General features: G+C 72.5%; 19 protein-coding genes. 8 read left to right on the top strand and 11 right to left on the bottom strand.

Annotation, left to right across the window (positions count from 1 at the left end; translation table 11 throughout):
• Positions 1–6 precede the first annotated feature (6 nt).
• A complete protein-coding gene (locus tag ACMGDM_RS07575) occupies positions 7–690 on the bottom strand; it encodes an FMN-dependent NADH-azoreductase (RefSeq protein ID WP_436803479.1) in 684 nt (227 codons plus the stop codon).
• Between the two features lie 97 nt (positions 691–787).
• Between ACMGDM_RS07575 and ACMGDM_RS07570 the strand changes: the two genes are divergently transcribed.
• Complete coding sequence (locus tag ACMGDM_RS07570) at positions 788–1,699, top strand: LysR substrate-binding domain-containing protein (protein WP_436803478.1); 912 nt, start codon at positions 788–790, stop codon at positions 1,697–1,699.
• A 15-nt stretch (positions 1,700–1,714) separates the two neighbouring features.
• On the opposite strand, the gene ribH is transcribed toward ACMGDM_RS07570, so the two are convergent.
• The 6 genes from ribH to ACMGDM_RS07540 all read right to left on the bottom strand — a co-directional run bounded on the left by ribH (position 1,715) and on the right by ACMGDM_RS07540 (position 6,816).
• Positions 1,715–2,134, bottom strand: a complete 420-nt coding sequence (gene ribH, locus ACMGDM_RS07565) for a 6,7-dimethyl-8-ribityllumazine synthase (protein ID WP_436803477.1) — start codon at positions 2,132–2,134, stop codon at positions 1,715–1,717.
• Positions 2,135–2,166: 32 nt separating this feature from the next.
• The gene (gene ribB / locus ACMGDM_RS07560; protein ID WP_436803476.1) at positions 2,167–3,300 is read right to left on the bottom strand and encodes a 3,4-dihydroxy-2-butanone-4-phosphate synthase; all 1,134 of its coding nucleotides are present in this window, start codon (positions 3,298–3,300) and stop codon (positions 2,167–2,169) included.
• Positions 3,290–3,913 carry a riboflavin synthase gene (locus tag ACMGDM_RS07555; protein ID WP_436803475.1) on the bottom strand — a complete coding sequence of 208 codons (624 nt, stop codon included), beginning with the start codon at positions 3,911–3,913 and terminating at the stop codon, positions 3,290–3,292. Before ACMGDM_RS07555 ends, ribB begins: the two co-directional genes overlap by 11 nt.
• Before the next feature lie 9 nt (positions 3,914–3,922).
• Complete coding sequence (gene ribD / locus ACMGDM_RS07550; RefSeq protein WP_436803474.1) at positions 3,923–4,870, bottom strand: bifunctional diaminohydroxyphosphoribosylaminopyrimidine deaminase/5-amino-6-(5-phosphoribosylamino)uracil reductase RibD; 948 nt, start codon at positions 4,868–4,870, stop codon at positions 3,923–3,925.
• A 216-nt stretch (positions 4,871–5,086) separates the two neighbouring features.
• Positions 5,087–5,434, bottom strand: coding sequence for a hypothetical protein (locus ACMGDM_RS07545; protein WP_436803473.1), 348 nt, complete (start codon positions 5,432–5,434; stop codon positions 5,087–5,089).
• A 17-nt stretch (positions 5,435–5,451) separates the two neighbouring features.
• Positions 5,452–6,816 carry a glutamate--tRNA ligase gene (locus ACMGDM_RS07540; protein ID WP_436803472.1) on the bottom strand — a complete coding sequence of 455 codons (1,365 nt, stop codon included), beginning with the start codon at positions 6,814–6,816 and terminating at the stop codon, positions 5,452–5,454.
• Positions 6,817–6,894: 78 nt separating this feature from the next.
• On the opposite strand from ACMGDM_RS07540, the gene ACMGDM_RS07535 reads away from it, so the two are divergent.
• Both ACMGDM_RS07535 and ACMGDM_RS07530 read left to right on the top strand, forming a co-directional pair.
• Positions 6,895–7,830, top strand: coding sequence for a ribose-phosphate pyrophosphokinase (locus ACMGDM_RS07535; RefSeq protein ID WP_436803471.1), 936 nt, complete (start codon positions 6,895–6,897; stop codon positions 7,828–7,830).
• Between the two features lie 107 nt (positions 7,831–7,937).
• Positions 7,938–9,542: a lysine--tRNA ligase gene (locus ACMGDM_RS07530; protein WP_436803470.1), complete on the top strand. Its 1,605-nt coding sequence runs from the start codon at positions 7,938–7,940 to the stop codon at positions 9,540–9,542.
• A 156-nt stretch (positions 9,543–9,698) separates the two neighbouring features.
• Here ACMGDM_RS07530 and ACMGDM_RS07525 read toward each other — a convergent pair whose 3' ends face one another.
• The 3 genes from ACMGDM_RS07525 to hemC are packed head-to-tail and all read right to left on the bottom strand — an operon-like array spanning position 9,699 to position 12,149.
• Complete coding sequence (locus ACMGDM_RS07525) at positions 9,699–10,538, bottom strand: hypothetical protein (protein ID WP_436803469.1); 840 nt, start codon at positions 10,536–10,538, stop codon at positions 9,699–9,701.
• 42 nt (positions 10,539–10,580) lie between these two features.
• Positions 10,581–11,240, bottom strand: a complete 660-nt coding sequence (locus ACMGDM_RS07520) for a uroporphyrinogen-III synthase (protein WP_436803468.1) — start codon at positions 11,238–11,240, stop codon at positions 10,581–10,583.
• 6 nt (positions 11,241–11,246) lie between these two features.
• On the bottom strand, positions 11,247–12,149 hold the full coding sequence (gene hemC, locus ACMGDM_RS07515; RefSeq protein ID WP_436803467.1) for a hydroxymethylbilane synthase: 903 nt from the start codon (positions 12,147–12,149) through the stop codon (positions 11,247–11,249).
• A gap of 137 nt (positions 12,150–12,286) precedes the next feature.
• Between hemC and tsaD the strand changes: the two genes are divergently transcribed.
• Both tsaD and ACMGDM_RS07505 read left to right on the top strand, forming a co-directional pair.
• Positions 12,287–13,312: a tRNA (adenosine(37)-N6)-threonylcarbamoyltransferase complex transferase subunit TsaD gene (gene tsaD, locus ACMGDM_RS07510; protein ID WP_436803466.1), complete on the top strand. Its 1,026-nt coding sequence runs from the start codon at positions 12,287–12,289 to the stop codon at positions 13,310–13,312.
• On the top strand, positions 13,309–14,301 hold the full coding sequence (locus tag ACMGDM_RS07505) for an NAD(P)H-dependent glycerol-3-phosphate dehydrogenase (protein WP_436803465.1): 993 nt from the start codon (positions 13,309–13,311) through the stop codon (positions 14,299–14,301). Before tsaD ends, ACMGDM_RS07505 begins: the two co-directional genes overlap by 4 nt.
• 83 nt (positions 14,302–14,384) lie before the next feature.
• Here ACMGDM_RS07505 and ACMGDM_RS07500 read toward each other — a convergent pair whose 3' ends face one another.
• Positions 14,385–14,546, bottom strand: coding sequence for a DUF1674 domain-containing protein (locus ACMGDM_RS07500; RefSeq protein WP_436803464.1), 162 nt, complete (start codon positions 14,544–14,546; stop codon positions 14,385–14,387).
• An 86-nt stretch (positions 14,547–14,632) separates the two neighbouring features.
• On the opposite strand from ACMGDM_RS07500, the gene ACMGDM_RS07495 reads away from it, so the two are divergent.
• Genes ACMGDM_RS07495 through ACMGDM_RS07485 form a run of 3 tightly spaced genes read left to right on the top strand, consistent with a single transcriptional unit; the run spans position 14,633 to position 18,411 of the window.
• Entirely contained in the window at positions 14,633–15,952 is a 1,320-nt protein-coding gene (locus ACMGDM_RS07495) for an RsmB/NOP family class I SAM-dependent RNA methyltransferase (RefSeq protein WP_436803463.1), read from the top strand.
• A 31-nt stretch (positions 15,953–15,983) separates the two neighbouring features.
• Entirely contained in the window at positions 15,984–16,646 is a 663-nt protein-coding gene (rpe, locus tag ACMGDM_RS07490) for a ribulose-phosphate 3-epimerase (RefSeq protein WP_436803462.1), read from the top strand.
• A gap of 4 nt (positions 16,647–16,650) precedes the next feature.
• On the top strand, positions 16,651–18,411 hold the full coding sequence (locus ACMGDM_RS07485) for a heparinase II/III family protein (protein WP_436803461.1): 1,761 nt from the start codon (positions 16,651–16,653) through the stop codon (positions 18,409–18,411).
• Positions 18,412–18,510 lie beyond the last annotated feature (99 nt).

Below are 18,510 nucleotides of genomic sequence, written 5' to 3'. Positions count from 1 at the left end.
TCACGGTCACGCAGCGGCGGGCGGCGCCGAGATGAGCGCGTCGGCGAGCTGATCCACCGCCATCTCGGCCGCGGCGAGCGAGGCAGCGAGCCGCTCGTCGCCGAACTCATCATATTCCACCGCGATGCCATGCGCCTCCGTCAGCCCGAGATAACCCAGCGGAACGGTCAGTCCTGACTCGACGAGGTTCCTAGCCGCGAGCCGGCCGCCGGCCTCATACCCATAGTCTCCACGCGCCGAGAGGATCACGACCGGCTTGGCGGACGTCAGCATCGGCCAGTAGGGCTCGGGCGCGCGGGCACGGTCAAAGCCGAACGTCACCCCGACGCGCACGACATTGTCGATCCAGGCCTTGAGCGGCGAGGGCAGCCCGAAATTGTACATCGGCGCGCCGATGACCAGCACGTCCGCGGCCACGAGTTCCGCGACCAATTCGTCGCTCTCGCGCAGTCGCGCGGCCTGTTCGGGTGTGCGGCGATCGGCCGGGGTGAAACTGGCGTCGATCCAGTCGAGGTCGACAGCCGTCGGCGGCGTCGCCGCCACGTCGCGCCGGATGACGAGGTCATCGGGCCGTGCCGCGCACCACCGCGCCACGAAGCGACGCGACAGGCGCCGCGTATGCGAGCCGTGCCGGTCCGTGTCCGAATATCCCCGCCGCGCGCTCGAGTCGATATGAAGAAGCCGCTTCACGGGCTCACCTTGCTTTGGCATGAGCATCATTCCCTTCATCCGTGATGCCCGCATTACGGCTGCGTTGGGTCTCTGACGAACGCGAATAGCTAGGAGGATGGCTGAGTTGACCTCATCCGTGCGCCCGCGGCGGCAGCTGCCGCCGCTCGCCGCTCTGCGCGCTGTGGAGGCCGCGGCGCATCACCTCAGCTTTCAGAAGGCGGCCGCCGAGCTGGGAGTGACCGCCACCGCGATCAGCCATCATATCCGTCACGCCGAAGCGATCCTCGGGCAGCCGCTGTTCACCCGCCACGTTCGTCGCGTGTCGCTGACACCTGCCGGCGCGCTGCTCTATCCGGTCCTGCGCACCGGGCTCGACTCGTTCGACGAGGCTTGGTCGCGGGTGGCGGCATCGCGGTCGCGCGCCAAAGTGGTGCTGTCCGCAACGCGACTCTTCACCGCCCGCCGCCTCGTGCCCGCGCTCGGTGAGTTCGCGCGCCAGCATCCCAGGGTCGACCTGCACCTCCACGCCAGCGACCTCATCGTCGACCTTGCGTCGGGCGAGGCCGATCTCGCGATCCGCTACGGCAATGGCCCGTTCGGCGATCTCGTGGTGGAGCCGCTGCTGGACGAGCGGATCGGCGTGCTGTGCAGCCCCGCGCTTGGCGTCACCGTGCCGGACGATCTCCGGCGTGTCCCGCTGCTCCATTGCGAATGGACCGGACCGAGTACTGCGCCCGATTGGGCGTCATGGGCGCATCGTGCCGGGATGACCGACCTGCCGATCGAGACGGGCGCGCGCTTCAGCGACGATGCGCATGCGGTGCAGGCCGCGATCGCCGGACACGGGGCCGTTATCAGCAGCCTGACGCTCGCCCAGCCCGACCTCGCCGCCGGCCTGCTGGTCCATCCGTTCGGGCCGGTGATCGAACAAAGTGGCTATCATCTCGTCGCCACGGCAGCCGCTGCCGCGCGTCCCGAGGTCGAGGTCGTGTGCGGGTGGTTGCGCCTGCTGAGCGGCGGTACGTGATGCGGCGAAGCCCGCTCAGCCGAGCCGGTCGCGTAGGTCGAGCAGCGCCAGCGCCGCCTTGGCCGCGGCACCGCCCTTGTCGAGTTGCGCGGGATCGGCCCGCGCGATCGCCTGCGCCTCGTTCTCGGTGGTGAGCACGCCATTGCCGATCGCCACGCCGTCCATCGTCAGCGCCATGATCCCGCGCGCGCTCTCATTGGCGACGATCTCGAAATGATAGGTCTCGCCGCGGATCACTACGCCCAGCGCGACGAAGGCGTCCCAGCGGCCGCGCTCGGACGCCATGGCGATCGCGCCCGGCAACTCCAGCGCGCCGGGCACGGTGAGCACCTCGCAGCTATGCCCCGCCGCCTCGATCGCGCCGCGTGCGCCCGCCACCAGCAGGTCGTTGAGATGGTCGTAGAAGCGTGCCTCGACGATTAGGATATGCGCCACGCCGGGCCTCCGTCAGCAGTAGAAAGTAAGGATCAATCAATCTCGCGCTCGCCGACGATCGACAGGCCATAGCCGTCGAGCCCGACCAGCGTGTGGTGCGTGTTGGTCAGCAGCACCATGTCGTGCACGCCGAGCTCGGCCAGGATCATCGCGCCGACGCCATAGTCGCGCAATTCCTCCATATCGACCGTCACCGCCTCGCCCGCCTTCATCCGCACCGCGGTGGTGAAGGCGTCGGCGCGCTGGCGGTTGATCACCACGATCACGCCCGCGCCGGCCGCGCCGATGAGCTCCATCGAGCGCGACAGCAGGTGGCTGCGCTGGCTGTCCTCGCCGAACATGTCGGCGAAGGGGGACAGCGCGTGCATCCGCACCAGCGTCGGTTTGCTCGGATCGACGCGGCCCTTGACCAGCGCGATCTGCTCGGTGCCGGTCGCCTTGTTGCGATAGGCGCGCACCGTCCAGTCGCCGCCCCAGCGGCTGGTGAAAGGCGCTTCGCTGACCAGCTCGACGAGATGGTCGTGGCGGCGGCGGTAGGCGATCAGGTCGCGGATCGTGCCGATCTTGAGGTGGTGGAACTGCGCGAAGGTGACGAGATCGTCGAGCCGCGCCATCGTGCCGTCCTCGTTCATGATCTCGCAGATCACGCCCGAGGGGTTGAGCCCGGCGAGCCGCGCGACATCGACCGCCGCCTCGGTGTGGCCGGCGCGCACCAGCACGCCGCCGTCGCGCGCCACCAGAGGGAAGACGTGGCCCGGCGTGACGATGTCGTCGCGCGCCTTGGTGGAGTCGATCGCCACCGCGATGGTGCGCGCGCGGTCGGCGGCGGAGATGCCGGTGGTGACCCCGTCTTTCGCCTCGATCGAGACGGTGAAGGCGGTCTCGTGGCGGGTGCCGTTGTTGCGGCTCATCAGGTCGAGCCCGAGCTGCTCGACCCGGCTCTTCGTCAGCGCGAGGCAGATCAGGCCGCGGCCGTATTTGGCCATGAAGTTGATCTTCTCGGGCGTGGCCATCTGCGCGGGGATGACGAGATCGCCCTCGTTCTCGCGGTCCTCGTCGTCGACCAGGATGAACATCCGGCCGTTGCGCGCCTCGTCGATCAGTTCCTCGGGCGAGGCGAGATAGCCGTGGCGCAGCCGCGCCAGCGCCGCGGGCTCAGCGACCACGATAATGCTCCATCCGCTGGAGATAACGCGCGAGCACGTCGATCTCGATGTTGACCGCCTCGCCCTGCTCCAGCGCGCCGAGCGTGGTGACCGCCTGGGTGTGCGGGATCAGGTTGACCGTGAAGCGCGTGCCGTCGGCGAGGTCCTCCACCGCGTTGACGGTGAGCGAGACGCCGTCGACCGTGACCGAGCCCTTGGGCGCGAGGAACGGCGCCAGCTCGCCCGGCACGCGGAGGGCGATGCGGCGCGAGTCGCCATCGGCGGTGATCGCCTCCACCGTCGCCACGCCGTCGACGTGGCCGGTGACGATATGACCGCCGAGCTCGTCGCCCAGCTTCATCGCGCGCTCGAGGTTGAGGCTGCGCCCCTCGGCCCATTGCGCGGGGGCAGTACGGCTGCGCGTCTCGTGCGAGATGTCGACCGCGAACCAGCCGCCCGCGCCGCTCTCGTGCGGCGCCTTGTCGACGACGGTGAGGCACACGCCCGAGCAGGCGATCGAAGCGCCCAGCTCGATCGTGGCGACGTCATAGGCGGTGTCGATCACCGCGCGGGTGTCGCCGCGCTGCGCGATCTGGCGGATGGTGCCGATGTCGGAGACGATGCCGGTGAACATGATGACCTCTCAGCCGCGCTCGTAGACTTCGAGCCGATCGCTGCCAAGCTGGCGCGCATCGACGAGCCGCCAGCGCGCGTGCGCGTCGCCGAGCGCGGCGAGGCCGATGTCGGGCAGCGTGCGCCCGCCGCCGATCAGGATCGGCGCGCGGTAAAGCAGCAGGCGGTCGACCAGATCCTCGCGCAGGAAGGCGGCGGCGGTGCGCGCACCGCCCTCGATCAGCAGGTGGTCGGCGGGAAGGGAGGCGATCGCGGCGGGGGAGGCGATCCAGAGTGGGTCACCCTCGCCCGCAGCAGCCGCCCCCGACGACAGCACCACCCGCCGCGGCGCCCTGCCTTCCAGCCCGGCGAGCCGCACGTCGAGCCTTGGCCGGTCCGTCTCCCAAGTGCCGCGGCCGACCAGGATCGCCTCGTGGCGCGCGCGCTCGAGATGCGCGTGCGCGCGCGCCTCCGGTCCGGTGATCCACTGGCTGCTTCCGTCCGCCATCGCCGCGGCGCCGTCGAGCGACAGCGCCAGCTTGAGCGTCACGTACGGCCGCTCCAGGGCGCGTCGCGTGAGGAAGCCCGCCATCGCGCGCCGCGCCGCCGCGGCGCCGACGCCCACGTCCACCGCAATCCCGGCGGCGCGCAGCTGCGCGATGCCGCTGCCGTCGGTACGCGGGTCGGGGTCGCCGAGCGCCACCACCGCGCGCGCGATCCCCGCAGCGACGAGCAGATCGGCGCAGGCGGGCCCGCGCGGGCTGGCGTGCGCGCAGGGCTCGAGCGTGACATAAGCGGTGGCGCCGCGCGCGCGCTCACCCGCCTGGTCGAGCGCCATCGCCTCGGCATGCGGGCGGCCGCCAAGCTGGGTCCAGCCGCGGCCGACCACCGCGCCGTCGCGGACGAGGACGCAGCCGACGTTCGGGTTCGGGTAGGTGCGCGCGCGCGTCCGCTCGGACAGCGCGAGCGCGGCGGCCATCCAGCGGGCGTCGGAGGCAGACTCAGCGCACATCGGCACGCCACCAGCGGTCGGCCCTCGACAGGATGCGCTCATTCCGTCCTTCATCGTCACCCCGGCGTAGGCCGGAGCCCAGTTGCGGGACGTTAGCGGGACTCAATACGATCTTCCCATCTGGGCCTGGGCCTCCGCCGGGGCGACGGAGAGAGCACGGCATCACCCCCTGCCCCGCTCAGCTCAGATCCCCATCGCGTTGAGCTTGTCGTCGAGCCGCTTGAAGCCTTGGCGCAACTTCTCCTCGCGCGCGCGCTGCTCGCGCTCGGCGATCTCGCGCTTGGCCTGGTCGATCTGCTGCTGCGCGATGATCTGTGCGTCGGTGCGATCCAGCTTCCACTGTTCGAAATAGACGATGTTCGGCTTGTATTCCTTCTCGAAATGCGAGTCGTGGAAGAACGCCCACACCAGGAAGCCGGTGATCGCCACGGACAGGGCCAGGAACCCCCATTCATAGCGCTCACGCGTATGGAAGAAGAAGCGAAGGTCGCGCGCGGCGCGCAGCGGCGACAGTCGGGCGAAGAACTGCATCGCGCGGATATAGGACGTCAGCTGTCGCGGTTCGAGTCCGCCGCGGCGTCGAGCCGGGCGAGCGCGCGGTCGCGTCCGATCAGCGGCAGCAGCGCCGCCATGTCGGGGCCATGGTCGCGCCCGGTCAGCGCGCGGCGCAGCGGCAGGAACAGCGGCTTGCCCTTGCGCCCGCTCTCCTCCTTGAGCCGCGCGGTGAGCGCGTGCCACGGGTCGCCGGCCCAGTCGATCGCGCGCGCCGCCGTGGCGGCCTGCGCGAGATAGGCGCCGTCCTCGCCGGCGGCGGTCGCGTCGATCGGGCCCTCGATCACGCCCCACCAGTCCGCCGCCTCGGCCACGGTGGCGAGATTGGCGCGCACCGCCGTCCACGCCGCCGCGTCCATCCCTTCGGGCAGGCGGTCGGCGACTGCCTCGAACGGCAGCTGGTGGACGATCCGCGCGCTCACCTGCGCCAGCTCGGCCTCGTCGAAGCGCGCCGGGGCGCGGCCGAACTGGGCGAAGTCGAGCGCCTCGATCAGCGGCGCGGGATCGACCAGCGGCTCGACCGGCTGGCTGGTGCCGATCCGCGCCAGCAGCGACAGCACCGCCGCCGGCTCGATACCGCTCGCGCGGAAATGGTCGACTCCGAGCGAGCCGAGCCGCTTCGACAATTTGCCCTCGCTCCCGGTCAGCAGCGCGGCGTGCGCGAAGGCGGGCGCGGGCACCCCCATGGCGGCGAACATCTGCAGCTGGAGCGCGGTGTTCGAGACATGGTCCTCGCCGCGCACCACATGCGTGATGCCGAGATCGGCGTCGTCGATCGCGGACGGCAGCATGTAGAGCCACGAGCCGTCGGCGCGGCGCACGACCGGATCGCTCATCGTCGCCGGGTCGAAGCGCTGCGCGCCACGGACGAGATCGGCCCATTCGATCGGCGCATCATGGTCGAGCTTGAAGCGCCAGTGCGGGCGCACGCCATCCTGTTCCAGCGTCGCGCGCTCGGCGTCGGTGAGGCGCAGCGCGGCGCGATCGTAGACCGGCGGCAGCCCGCGGCCGAGCAGCACCTTGCGCCTGAGGTCCAGCTCCTGCGCGGTCTCATAGGCCGGATAGATCCGCCCGGCCGCGACGAGCGCGTCGAAGCGCGCCTGATAGAGCGCGAACCGCTCCGACTGGCGCACCTCCTGATCGGGCAGCAGCCCAAGCCAGGCGAGATCGGCGCGGATCGCGTCGACATAGCGTTCCTCGCTGCGCTCCGCATCGGTGTCGTCGATCCGCAGCACGAAGCGGCCACCGTCGCGCCGCGCGAGCATCCAGCTGTGCAGCGCGGTGCGGATGTTGCCGACGTGGAGCCGCCCGGTGGGCGATGGCGCGAAGCGGGTGACGGTGGAAGCGGCAGGCTGGGTCATCGTCCCCGCGCTTACGCGCCGCCTCTTTCCCTCGCCAGCCCCCCAGCCTAGAGCGGCGGGCGCGAAAGGGTGTTCTCGATGAAATTGATGACCGGCAATTCCAACCTGCCGCTGGCGCGCGCGATCTCGGACTATCTCGAGGTGCCGCTCACCGAGGCGCTGGTGCGCCGCTTCGCCGACGAGGAAATCTTCGTCGAGATCATGGAGAACGTCCGCGGCGAGGACGTGTTCGTGGTCCAGTCGACCAGCTATCCGGTCAACGACAATCTGATGGAGCTGCTGATCATGGTCGACGCGCTGAAGCGCGCCTCGGCCAAGCGGATCACCGCGGTGCTCCCCTATTTCGGCTATGCGCGCCAGGACCGGAAGCCCGGCCCGCGCACGCCGATCTCGGCCAAGCTGGTCGCCAATCTGATCACCACGGCGGGGGCCGACCGCGTGCTGTCGGTCGACCTGCACGCCGGGCAGATCCAGGGCTTCTTCGACATTCCGACCGACAATCTCTTCGCCGCGCCGGTGATGTCGGCCGACATCCGCTCGCGCTTCGGCGAGAAGAACCTGATGGTCGTCTCGCCCGACGTGGGCGGGGTGGTGCGCGCGCGCGCGCTGTCAAAGCGGCTCGACAACGCGCCGCTCGCGATCGTCGACAAGCGCCGCGAGCGCGCCGGCGAATCCGAGGTGATGAACATCATCGGCGACGTGGAGGGGCGATTCTGCGTGCTGATCGACGACATCGTCGATTCGGCGGGAACGCTGTGCAACGCCGCCGCCGCGCTGAAGGAGGCCGGCGCGGAGGACGTGGTCGCCTATGTCACCCACGGCGTGCTGTCGGGCGGTGCGGTGGCGCGGGTCGAGGGATCGGCGCTGCACGAGCTGGTGGTGACCGATTCGATCGGCAACCACGAGGCGATCGGCACCACCGGCCGGATCCGTCACCTCACCATCGCACCGCTGCTCGCCGAGGCGATCCGCCGCATCGCGGACGAGTCAAGCGTGAGCAGCCTGTTCGACTGAGCGCGCGCGGGCGCCCTGGACCTGTCGCAGGACCCGCCGTGCCACTTACTCCGGTGCCGCCGCGCATATAGCCATCGCGCGCGTGCCTCGCTACGTCGCACCGAATCATGACCGACGATCTTCGCTCCGCCGCTCTCGAGTCCAAGGCCTGGCCGTATGAGGAGGCGCGCAAGCTGCTCAAGCGCTGGCCCGACGGCAAGCCCGCCAAGAACGGAGAGCCCGACCCGATCCTGTTCGAGACCGGCTATGGCCCGTCGGGCCTGCCGCACATCGGCACGTTCAACGAGGTGCTGCGCACGACGATGGTGCGCAACGCCTTTCACGCGCTGTCCGACCAGAAGACGCGGCTGATCGCGTTCAGCGACGACATGGACGGGCTGCGCAAGGTGCCCGACAACGTGCCCAACGGCGCGATGCTGGCCGAGCATCTCGGCAAGCCGCTGACGCGCATTCCCGACCCGTTCGGCAAGTTCGACAGTTTCGCCGCGCATAACAACGCCATGCTGCGGCAGTTCCTCGACCGCTTCGGGTTCGAATATGAGTTCGTCTCGTCGACCGATTATTATACCGGCGGGCGCTTCGACGATGCGCTTAAGGGCGTGCTGCGCCACTATCGGGGCATCATGGACGTGATGCTGCCGACGCTCCGCGCCGAGCGCCGCGCCACCTACTCGCCGGTGCTGCCGGTCAGCCCCACCACGGGGGTGGTGCTGCAGGTGCCGGTCGAGGTGATCGACGCGGAGGCGGGGACGATCGCTTTTGCCGACGAGAGGGGCGAGCGGATCGTCCAGTCGGTGCTGGGCGGCAGGGCCAAGCTGCAATGGAAGGTCGATTGGGCGATGCGCTGGGTCGCGCTCGGCGTCGACTATGAGATGGCGGGCAAGGACCTGATCGACTCGGTGGTGCAATCCTCCAAGATCGCGCGCGTGCTCGGCGGGCGTCCGCCCGAGGGCTTCAACTATGAGATGTTCCTCGACGAAAAGGGCGAGAAGATCTCCAAGTCGAAGGGCAACGGGCTCAGCCTCGACCAGTGGCTCACCTATGGCCCGGAGGAGAGCCTCGCCTTCTTCGCCTATCGCGAGCCCAAGAAGGCCAAGGCGCTCCACTTTGGCGTGATCCCGCGCGCGGTCGACGATTATTGGCAGTTCCGCGGCAACTACCCGACGCAGCCGATCGCGCAGCGGCTCGGCAACCCGGTGCACCACATCCACGACGGCAAGGTGCCCGAGGAGACGCTGCCGGTCACCTTCGGGCTGCTGCTCAACCTGGTCGGTGTGATGGGCGGCGACGCGACGCGCGAGCAGGTGTGGGGCTATCTCGGCAATTACGTGCCCGACGCCTCGCCCGAGACCTACCCCGCGCTCGACCGGCTGATCGGCCATGCCTTGGCCTATGCGCGCGATTTCGTGGCGCCGACGCTTCACCGCCGCGCGCCGGTGGGGATCGAGGTGCCAGCGCTCGAGCGGCTCGACGCCGAGCTCGCCGCGCTGCCGCCGGGCGCGAGCGCGGAGGACGTGCAGAACATCGTCTACGAGATCGGCAAGGCCTCGTTCGGCGAGGCGGGCGGGTTCGCCGAGCTGCGCGACTGGTTCAAGGCGCTGTATGAGACGTTGCTCGGCACCAGCCAGGGGCCGCGGATGGGCAGTTTCATCGCTTTGTACGGCGTGGCGAACAGCCGCAAGCTGATCGCCGAGGCGCTCGGGCGGGCGTAACGAAGGACGCGATCACTCTGCCAAACCCTTCCGTCATCCCGGCCCTGAGCCCTCCGGCTTGAGGCCGGAATGACGATCAGTGATGGTCAGCGGACGGCTTTGCCAGCGGCGCGCACAAGCAACCCTGCCCTCGCCGCAGCGGCGCTATGATCTGAGCTATTCCGCCGGCGCCACCCCGGCGGCGGGCGCACCGCCCGACGCCGCCGTCGCCGCGCCGGTGATCGCCGCCGCCTCGAGCGTGTCCAGCGCGGTGCGCGCCTCGACATAGCGGCGTGCCGCCGCGGTCCAATTGCCCGCTTCCGCCGCGCCCGGCAGCCGCTGCACCTCCGCCAGCGCGGTCTCGACGTTGCCGGTGCCGAGCTGCCGCCGCGCGCGCGCCAGCCGGTCGGAGGGCAGCGGCGAGGGCGTGCCGGCGCGGTGGATCACGATCAGGCTGCGCAGCTCGCTGCCGATCCCCGCCCACCAGTCGCTCTGCTGCGCCAGCAGCACCGGGGCTGCGGCATTGAGCCCCTCGCGCAGGTCCTCCAGCGTCACGGGCGCACGCGCGTTGCGGATCACGCCGTTGACCTCGTTCGGATAGGCCGCACCGAAGCGGCGCCGCAGCTCGCCCTCGAGATAGCCGAGCCCCACCCCGCGATCGAGCGCGCGCCGCGCCGCGAAGGTGATCAGGATCGCCTCGGCGCGTCCGGCATGGCTTTCCGCCTGCGCGCTATCGCCGTCGATCCGCGCCGCGCGCGCCTCCAGGTTCGCGAGCTGCGCGGCAAGCGCCGCCTCGCGCAGCGCCAGCGTGGCGGCGTCGGGCGTCATCGCCGCAGCCACGGGCGCGGGTGCGGTCGCGGCGGCGGGCGCGGTCGAGCGGCCGAACATGCTGGGCGCGTTGCGCATCGCATAGGCCATCAGGCCCAGCCCGATCGCAAAGGCGAGCAGCGCGATCACCACCACTGGCCCCATGCGTGATCGCTGCGCGTCCTGCGCCGTGTCCATCCCGTCGCCCATCGCGCTTCCTCGCCGCCGAGCGTCCTTATCCCCGCGTGCGCGTCACGGGTCAATCGCGAGCCGGGCGGCGCTCTCCACCAGCGCCAGGTCGGTCGGCGTGCGCGCCACCGCGCTGGTCTGCCATCCTGGGCCAGCGGCGGCGAGCACCGCGGCGCTGAGCGCGGCAACGCGGACGCGATCGTGCGGCAGCGCCGCCGCGAGCGCGGCGAAGCGGCTGGCGGCACGCGGCGAGTGAAGCAGCACGACCGCGTCGACCGCGGCGGCGAGCGCGTCCGGCGGCGGCGTCACCGCGACGCTGGCGTAGACCACCGCGGTGGGCAGTGCGAGCCGTCCGGCACGGTCGCGCCCGCCGAGATGGAGGAGGCGGGGATAGGCGCGCGCCTGCGCTACCGCCGCAGCCGCGTCGCCGCTCCCGATCACGGCGACCGTAAGCCCCGCGGCGCGTGCCGCCCGCGCGGTCGCGGCGCCGACCGCGACGACCGGCAGGCCTGCCAGTTGCGCCAGCCCCGCCCCGGCGTGGCGTACCGCATTGGCGCTGGTGATGAGCAGCGCATCATAGTCGCTCGAATCCGGCACTGCCCAAGTGCGCGGCTCGACGCGAAACAGCGGCAAGGCGTGCGCCACGATGCCGGCGGCGGCGAGCGCGGCGCGGGTGTGCGCATTGCCCGGCTCGGGGCGGAGCACCAGCGCGGCACGCGCCACCGTCGCTCAGCCGAACAGGGTGCGGATCGCCGCGGGCGCGCGGTCGAGCAGCTCGGCGGCGAGCCGCGCGCCGAGCGCGACCGGATCATCGCCGCGCGCCTCGCCCGCGACATGCTCGGCGCCATCGGGGCTGAGCAGCTCGGCCCGCAGCCGCAACGCGTCACCGTCGAGCACCGCGAGCGCCGCCACCGGCGAGTGGCAGTCGGCGGCGAGCGCGGCCAGCAACGCGCGCTCGGCCGCGACCGCGCGATGCGTCGGGGCGTGGTCGATTGCGGCGACCAGCGCGCGCGTCTCGCCCTCCGCCCGGGTCTCGATCCCGATCGCGCCCTGCGACGGCGCGGGCAGCATCTGGTCGAGCGGGATCGCGGTCCCGGTGTCGTGGCGCCCGAGCCGCTCCAGTCCGGCGGCCGCGAGCAAGGTCGCGTCCACCTCGCCCGCGGCGAGCTTGCCCAGCCGCGTATCGACATTGCCGCGGAACAGCACCGGGCGCAGGTCGGGCCGGAGCCGGCGCAGCTGCGCGGCGCGGCGCGGGCTGCTGGTGCCGACGGTCGCACCCTCGCGCAGCGCGGCGACGCTGTCCGCGCCGATCAGCCGATCGCGCACGTCGACGCGCGGCAGCATCGCCGCAACCGCGATCGCGGCGGGGCGCAACGTCTCGACGTCCTTCATCGAATGGATGCAGGCGTCGACCTCGCCCGCCAGCAGCGCGCGATCGAGCTCGCGCGTCCACAACGCCTTGCCGCCGATGTCGGCGAGCGCGCGATCCTGCACGCGGTCGCCGGTGGTGCGGATCACGACGATCTCCACCGCGTCCCAGCCATGCGCCGCCCGCAGCGCGTCGCGCACCATCCCCGCCTGGGTGAGCGCCAGCGGCGAGCCGCGCGTGCCGAGCTTGAAAACGGTGGACAAGGTGCGATGATCCGGCCGGGAGCGACGAAGAAGCGGTGAGTTAGAGGAAGCCGACCCGGCTCCACAAGCGCATCGCGACGAGCCGCGCCGTCATGCCGCCTTCGACAAGCCGGCGCGCAGGCGCTAGAGCCGCGGCCATGCTGATCCTCGGGCTCGAATCCTCGTGCGACGAGACCGCCGCCGCGCTCGTCACCGGCGACCGCAAGGTGCTGGCGCATCGCCTCGCCGGCCAGGAGGCGGCGCATCGGCCGTTCGGCGGGGTGGTACCCGAGATCGCGGCGCGCGCGCACGTCGAGGCGCTCGAGCCGCTGGTCGCCGCCGCGCTCGCCGACGCGGGCGTGACGCTCGCCGACGTCGACGCGATCGCCGCCACGGCGGGGCCGGGGCTGATCGGCGGCGTGATGGTCGGCCTCGTCACCGGCAAGGCGCTGGCGCATGCCGCGGGCAAGCCGCTGGTCGCGGTCAACCACCTCGAAGGCCACGCGCTCAGCCCGCGGCTCGCCGACGCTGATCTCGCCTTCCCCTATCTGCTGCTGCTCGTCTCGGGCGGGCACTGCCAGCTGCTGCTGGTCGAGGGCGTGGCGCGTTATCGCCGGCTCGCCACCACGATCGACGACGCCGCGGGCGAGGCGTTTGACAAAACCGCCAAGATCCTCGGCCTGGGCTTTCCCGGTGGCCCGGCGGTGGAGGCGGCGGCGCGCGCCGGCGACCCGCGCGCGGTGCCGCTGCCGCGCCCGCTCAAGGGCTCGCCCGAGCCGCATTTCTCCTTTGCCGGGCTGAAGGCCGCCGCGGCGCGGATGGCGCCGCTCTACCCTGCGGCTGACGTGGCGGCGAGCTTCCAGGCGGCGGTGGTCGACTGCCTGCTCGACCGCACGCGCCGCGCGATGGATCGCGCCGCGGACGCCACCGCGCTGGTCGTGGCGGGCGGGGTCGCGGCCAATAGCGCGGTGCGCGCCGCGCTGGAGGAATTCGCGGTGGAGCGAGGCCTGCGCTTCGTCGCGCCGCCGGCATGGCTGTGCACCGACAATGCCGCGATGATCGCCTGGGCCGGCGCCGAGCGCTTCGCCGCCGGGCTGACCGACCCGCTCGACGTTGCCGCGCGCGCACGCTGGCCGCTCGACCCGGACGCCGAGAAGGTGCGCGGCGCGGGGGTGAAGGCGTGAGCGCGGCCGCGGCGCACAGCGTCGGCGTGATCGGCGCGGGCGCCTGGGGCACCGCGCTGGCGCAGGTGGCGGCGAGCAACGGTCATGCGGTGCGGCTATGGGCGCGCGATCCGGCGTTGGTCGCGGCGATCAACGCCGACCACGAGAACGCCGCCTACCTGCCCGGCGCGACGCTGTCGCCGCAGATCCACGCTACTACCGATCTGGAATGGGTCGCAGCGGCGGCAGTCAACCTGATGGTGACGCCGGCGCAGGCGATGCGCGCGGTGCTGGCGGCGCTGCCCGCCCGCGCGCAGCCGCTGGTGGTCTGCTCCAAGGGGATCGAGGCGAACAGCCACTTGCTGATGAGCGAGGTGGCCGCCGCCGAACATCCGCGCTCGCCGGTGCTGGTGCTCTCCGGCCCGACCTTCGCGCACGAGGTCGCGCGCGGGCTGCCCACCGCGGTGACGCTGGCGGGCGGTGACGCCGCGGCACGCACACTGGTTGCCGATCTCCTCGCCGCGCCACAGTTCCGCCCCTACGCCAGCGCCGACGTGATCGGCGCCGAGATCGGCGGCGCGGTGAAGAATGTGCTCGCGATCGCCTGCGGCGTCGTCGAGGGCGCGGGGCTCGGGCAGAACGCGCGCGCGGCGCTGATCGCGCGCGGCTTCGCCGAGATGACGCGCTTCGGGCTCGCCAAGGGCGCGCGCGCCGAGACGCTCGCCGGCTTGTCCGGGCTGGGCGACCTGGTGCTGACCTGCTCGTCGAGCGCCTCGCGCAACTTCTCGCTGGGCGCCGGGATCGGTCGCGGCGAGCCGGCGCACGCGCTGCTCGCCGAGCGGCGGACGGTGGCGGAGGGCGCCTTCACCGCGCCGGTGCTGCGCGAAGCCGCGACGGCTGCGGGAGTGGAAATGCCGATCACCGCTGCGGTCTGCGCGCTGCTCGACGGCGCGCCGGTCCGCGACGTGATCGACGCGCTGCTCGCGCGCCCGCTGCGTGACGAGGGGTGACGTCCCGGTCGCCCGCGACGGATCGCGCGGGCGTCAATCCGATGCGAGTGCGGCAGCGATCCGCCGCTAGCGGACAGGACGCCTCAAAAGTCGATCGCGATGCCGTCGCGCTCCCAGTCGCCGAAGCGGACCGGGTCGCGGCCGAGCGGGTCCTTGTCCGGGCGCCGGAGCGGCTCGGGCGCGGGCACCGGCGGGTTGGGGCTGAGGTGCGCCGGCGGCTTCACGTGGTCGGGGCGCTGGCCCATGCGGACGTCCTTCCGATTGATCGCTCGCGTCGACAGGCACATATGCGCGCGCATGATCTCCTTCAACCCGCGCGCGGCCGGCTGACGTGGCACGCCCCGCCCCCCGCGCCGCCGCCCGTCCCGCGCCGCGCGGCCCCGATCCGCTCGGCACCGCCGCGCGCCGCGCCGCGCTTCGCCTGCTCGACGCCGTGCTCCGCCGCGGCGAGCCGCTCGAAGCCGCGCTCGCGCTCGCCACGCGCGCGCTGCCCGGCGGCCCCGACCGCGGGCTCGCGCACGCGATCGCCGCCGAGACGCTGCGCCGCCTGCCCGACCTCGACGCGCTGATCGACTCGGCGACGCGCCAGCGCCTGCCGGACGACGCCAAGGCGCGTTTCGTGCTGCGGGTCGCGCTGGTGCAGGCGCTGGCACTGGGCACCCCGCCGCATGCCGCGATCGCGACCGTGCTGCCGCTCGTCGACGGCGGGCCGAAGCGGCTGGTCCACGGCGTGTTCGGCACGCTGATGCGCGGCGGCGCGACGCTGCCCGAGGTGCCGACGCTTCCCGCGGCGGTCGCCGCGCGCTGGCATGCGACATGGGGCGACGCCGCGACCGCGGCCGCCGCGCGCGCGATCGCCGCGCCGCCGCCGCTCGATCTCACGTTGCGCGATCCCGCCGCCACCGCCGACTGGGTCGAGCGGCTGGGCGGCACCAGCCTCGCGCCCGGCCATGTCCGCCTGCCCGCCGACGCCGGTGCGGTGAGCGCGCTGCCCGGCTATGCCGACGGCGACTGGTGGGTACAGGATCTCGCCGCCTCGATCCCCGCCCGGCTGCTCGCGCACGCCGCGCCCCCGGGCAGTCGCGCGCTCGACCTGTGCGCGGCGCCGGGCGGCAAAACGCTTCAGCTCGCCGCGCAGGGCTATGCCGTCACCGCGGTGGAGCTCTCCGAAAGTCGCGCCGCGCGACTTCGCGAGAACGGCGCGCGAACCGGGCTCGGCTTCGAAACGGTGATCGCGGACGTGCTCGACTGGACCCCCGCGGCCGCGGCGCCCGCGGTGCTGGTCGATGCGCCGTGCAGCGCCACCGGCATCTACCGCCGCCACCCCGACGTGCTGTACCGCGCAGGTGAGGTTACTGTCGCGGAGATGGCGCTGTTGCAGACGCGCATCCTCGAGCGCGCCGCCGACTGGGTCGCGCCCGGCGGGACGCTGGTTTACGCCACCTGCTCGCTCGAGCCGGCCGAGGGCGAGGCGCAGCTCGAGCGCTTCCTCGCGGCGCGCGGCGACTTTGCGCTCGTCCCGCCACGCGACGGCGAGCTGCCCGAGGGCGTCGCCGCGACAGCGGACGGCTGGGTCCGGACCCTGCCCGGAACCGCCGAGGCGGTGGGCGGGTGCGACGGCTTCTTCGTCGCACGGCTGACGCGGCTTTAACCTGACGCCGCATCGCGCTACCTCGACGCGCATGACCAGACCCGTGCGCATCGCCCCCTCGATCCTCTCCGCCGATTTCGCGCGGCTGGGCGAGGAGGTGCGCGCGATCGACGCCGCCGGCGCCGACTGGATCCATATCGACGTGATGGACGGGCATTTCGTCCCCAACATCTCGATGGGCCCGGCGGTGGTGAAGGCGCTGCGGCCGCACACCACCAAGCCGTTCGACGTCCATCTGATGATCTCGCCGGTAGGCGCCTATCTCGACGCCTTCGCCGAGGCTGGCGCGGACACGATCACGGTCCATCCCGAGGCGGGGCCGCATGTCCATCGCACGATCCAGCACGTCAAGTCGCTCGGCAAACGCGCCGGCGTGGTGCTCAATCCCGGCACTCCGGCCAAGCTGCTCGACTATCTCATCGAAATGGTCGACCTGGTGCTGGTGATGAGCGTCAACCCCGGCTTTGGCGGTCAGCATTTCATCGCCAGCCAGCTGCGCAAGATCGCCGCGATCCGCAAGCTGATCGACTCCACCGGGCGCGCGATCGACCTTGAGGTGGATGGCGGGATCGACCCGGACACCGCGCGCCAGGCGATCGACGCGGGCGCCGACGCGCTGGTCGCGGGCACCGCGACGTTCCGCGGCGGCCCGGACTGCTATGCGGCGAACATCCGCGCGCTGCGGGGTGGCTGACGCAATGGCCAGGGAAGGACGCGCGCCGGCTGAGGCGGAGCCGCGCGACGAGATCGACGAAGGCAAGCGGATGGTGCGCGCGGCCGCGGGCGGCGGCGCGCCGCTCGCGCATCAGGTGGCGCGCTGGTTCGAACGGCTGACGTGGCGCACTCCGCTCCATGACCGCCGGCTCGACGGCCAGCATCCGCCCAAGCTGCTCGCGGTGCCCGCCGACCCTTTCCCCGGCGACGAGCTGGCGGGGGAGGCGCTGCTCGAAGGCTGGCTGTTCGCTGCCGGCGAACAGCGCGCGATCGCCGAGCTCGATCCGCTCGCCCCGGCGCGCCCCGGCTTCCGCGACTATCTCCACGGCTTTGCCTGGCTGCGCGACCTCGCCGCCACCGGCGAACGCGAGCGCGCCGCGGTCGTGGCAGAGACGCTGGCGCAGCGCTGGCTGATGGCGCTCGGCGAGCGACCGAGCGGGCCGGCGTGGCAACCGGAGCTGGCGGCGCGGCGCCTGCTGATGCTGCTGTTCCACGCGCCGCTGTTGCTCTCGTCGAGCAACCTGGTGGCCCGCTCGCGCGCGCTCACCGCGATGGCGCGCGGCGCGCGCTACCTCGATCGCACCGCGGACAAGGCGCCCGCGGGCGCGCCGCGGGTGCTCGCCTGGAGCGCGGTGGTGGCGGCCGGGCTGATGCTGCCGGGCGGCGAGACACGGCGCGCCGTCGGGGAGGACGGGCTGGCGCGCGCGCTCAGTCAGGCGCTGACCGATGACGGCGGCGTGGTCAGCCGCTCGCCGACGCAGCTGCTCGCGGTGATGGAGACGCTCGCGCTGCTGCGCGCCGCTTATGGCGCGCGGGGCGAAGCCTTGCCCGATACGCCCGCCGCGGCGCTGGCGCGCGCCACACCGGCGCTGCTCGGCAGCGCGATGGGGGACGGTGGGCTGGCGAGCTGGCAGGGCGGGCTGCCGCTCGACGCGGCGCGGATCAACGACGTGCTCGAGGCGAGTGGCGCGTTCGGCCGCCCGCTGCGCCAGTCGCGCGACTGGGGCTATCAGCGGCTGAGCGCGGGCGGCGCGGTGCTGCTGGTCGACGCCGCCCCGCCGTCCGCCACGGTGGTGGCGGACGGCGGCTGCGCCTCGACGCTGGCAATCGAATTCTCGGATGGTACGGAGCGGCTGATCGTCGGCTGCGGCGGCGCCGGGCTGCAGCGCGCGCGCGGCAACGACGCGCTGTCGCAGGCGCTGCGCACCACCGCGGCGCACTCCACCTTGGTGGTGGCCGACACCAATTCCACCGCGCTCAACCTCGACGGCACGCTGGGACGCGGCGTCACCGCGGTGGAGCTGGCGCGGCAGGAATCGGATGCGGGCAGCCGGATCGAGGCGCGCCACGACGGCTATGCGCGCCGCTTCGGCTTCGTCCACCAGCGAACCCTGCTGCTGACCAGCGACGGGCGCGAGCTGCGCGGCGAGGATGCGGCGCTGCCCGCACCGCAGCCGCAGCGTTGGGGTCGTCGCGTCGCGGGTGCGATGACGCCGCTGGCGCTGCGCTTCCATCTCGGCCCGGGCGTCGACGCGGTTGCCACCGCGGACGCGCAGGCGGCGATGCTGCGCACCCCCAGCGGCGCCTTCTGGCAGCTGCGCGCGCGCGCCGACCGGCTGTCGGTGGAGGACAGCGTGTGGACCGACCCGCACGGCCGGCTGGTGCCGACCAAGCAGATCGTCATCGACTCGCTCGCGCCCGCGGGCGGCGCCACCATCGCCTGGGTGCTGCGCCGCGCGCGGTGACGGGGCGTGCTGGGGCGAGATGACGTTGGCGGTGGCGCGGCAGCAAATCTGCTGCCTCCCCTCGCCCGCTGCCGGGCGAGCTGCTCGCCGGATTGCCAT

This window comes from Sphingomonas larreae, from assembly GCF_051400595.1.
GTDB lineage: Bacteria > Pseudomonadota > Alphaproteobacteria > Sphingomonadales > Sphingomonadaceae > Sphingomonas.
The sequence above is the reverse complement of the archived record's forward strand: the minus strand, read 5'-3'. Positions and strand labels throughout refer to the sequence as shown.

Bases quoted from the DNA above. Each gene is read 5' to 3' on its own strand.
- ACMGDM_RS07570 (WP_436803478.1), top strand. From the start codon at position 788: ATGGCTGAGTTGACCTCATCCGTGCGCCCGCGGCGGCAGCTGCCGCCG.
- ACMGDM_RS07555 (WP_436803475.1), bottom strand. From the start codon at position 3,913: ATGTTCACCGGCATCGTCTCCGACATCGGCACCATCCGCCAGATCGCG.
- ribD (WP_436803474.1), bottom strand. From the start codon at position 4,870: ATGGCCGCCGCGCTCGCGCTGTCCGAGCGGACGCGCGCGCGCACCTAC.
- ACMGDM_RS07545 (WP_436803473.1), bottom strand. From the start codon at position 5,434: ATGCAGTTCTTCGCCCGACTGTCGCCGCTGCGCGCCGCGCGCGACCTT.
- ACMGDM_RS07540 (WP_436803472.1), bottom strand. From the start codon at position 6,816: ATGACCCAGCCTGCCGCTTCCACCGTCACCCGCTTCGCGCCATCGCCC.
- ACMGDM_RS07535 (WP_436803471.1), top strand. From the start codon at position 6,895: ATGAAATTGATGACCGGCAATTCCAACCTGCCGCTGGCGCGCGCGATC.
- ACMGDM_RS07530 (WP_436803470.1), top strand. From the start codon at position 7,938: ATGACCGACGATCTTCGCTCCGCCGCTCTCGAGTCCAAGGCCTGGCCG.
- ACMGDM_RS07525 (WP_436803469.1), bottom strand. From the start codon at position 10,538: ATGGGCGACGGGATGGACACGGCGCAGGACGCGCAGCGATCACGCATG.
- tsaD (WP_436803466.1), top strand. From the start codon at position 12,287: ATGCTGATCCTCGGGCTCGAATCCTCGTGCGACGAGACCGCCGCCGCG.
- ACMGDM_RS07500 (WP_436803464.1), bottom strand. From the start codon at position 14,546: ATGGGCCAGCGCCCCGACCACGTGAAGCCGCCGGCGCACCTCAGCCCC.
- rpe (WP_436803462.1), top strand. From the start codon at position 15,984: ATGACCAGACCCGTGCGCATCGCCCCCTCGATCCTCTCCGCCGATTTC.
- ACMGDM_RS07485 (WP_436803461.1), top strand. From the start codon at position 16,651: ATGGCCAGGGAAGGACGCGCGCCGGCTGAGGCGGAGCCGCGCGACGAG.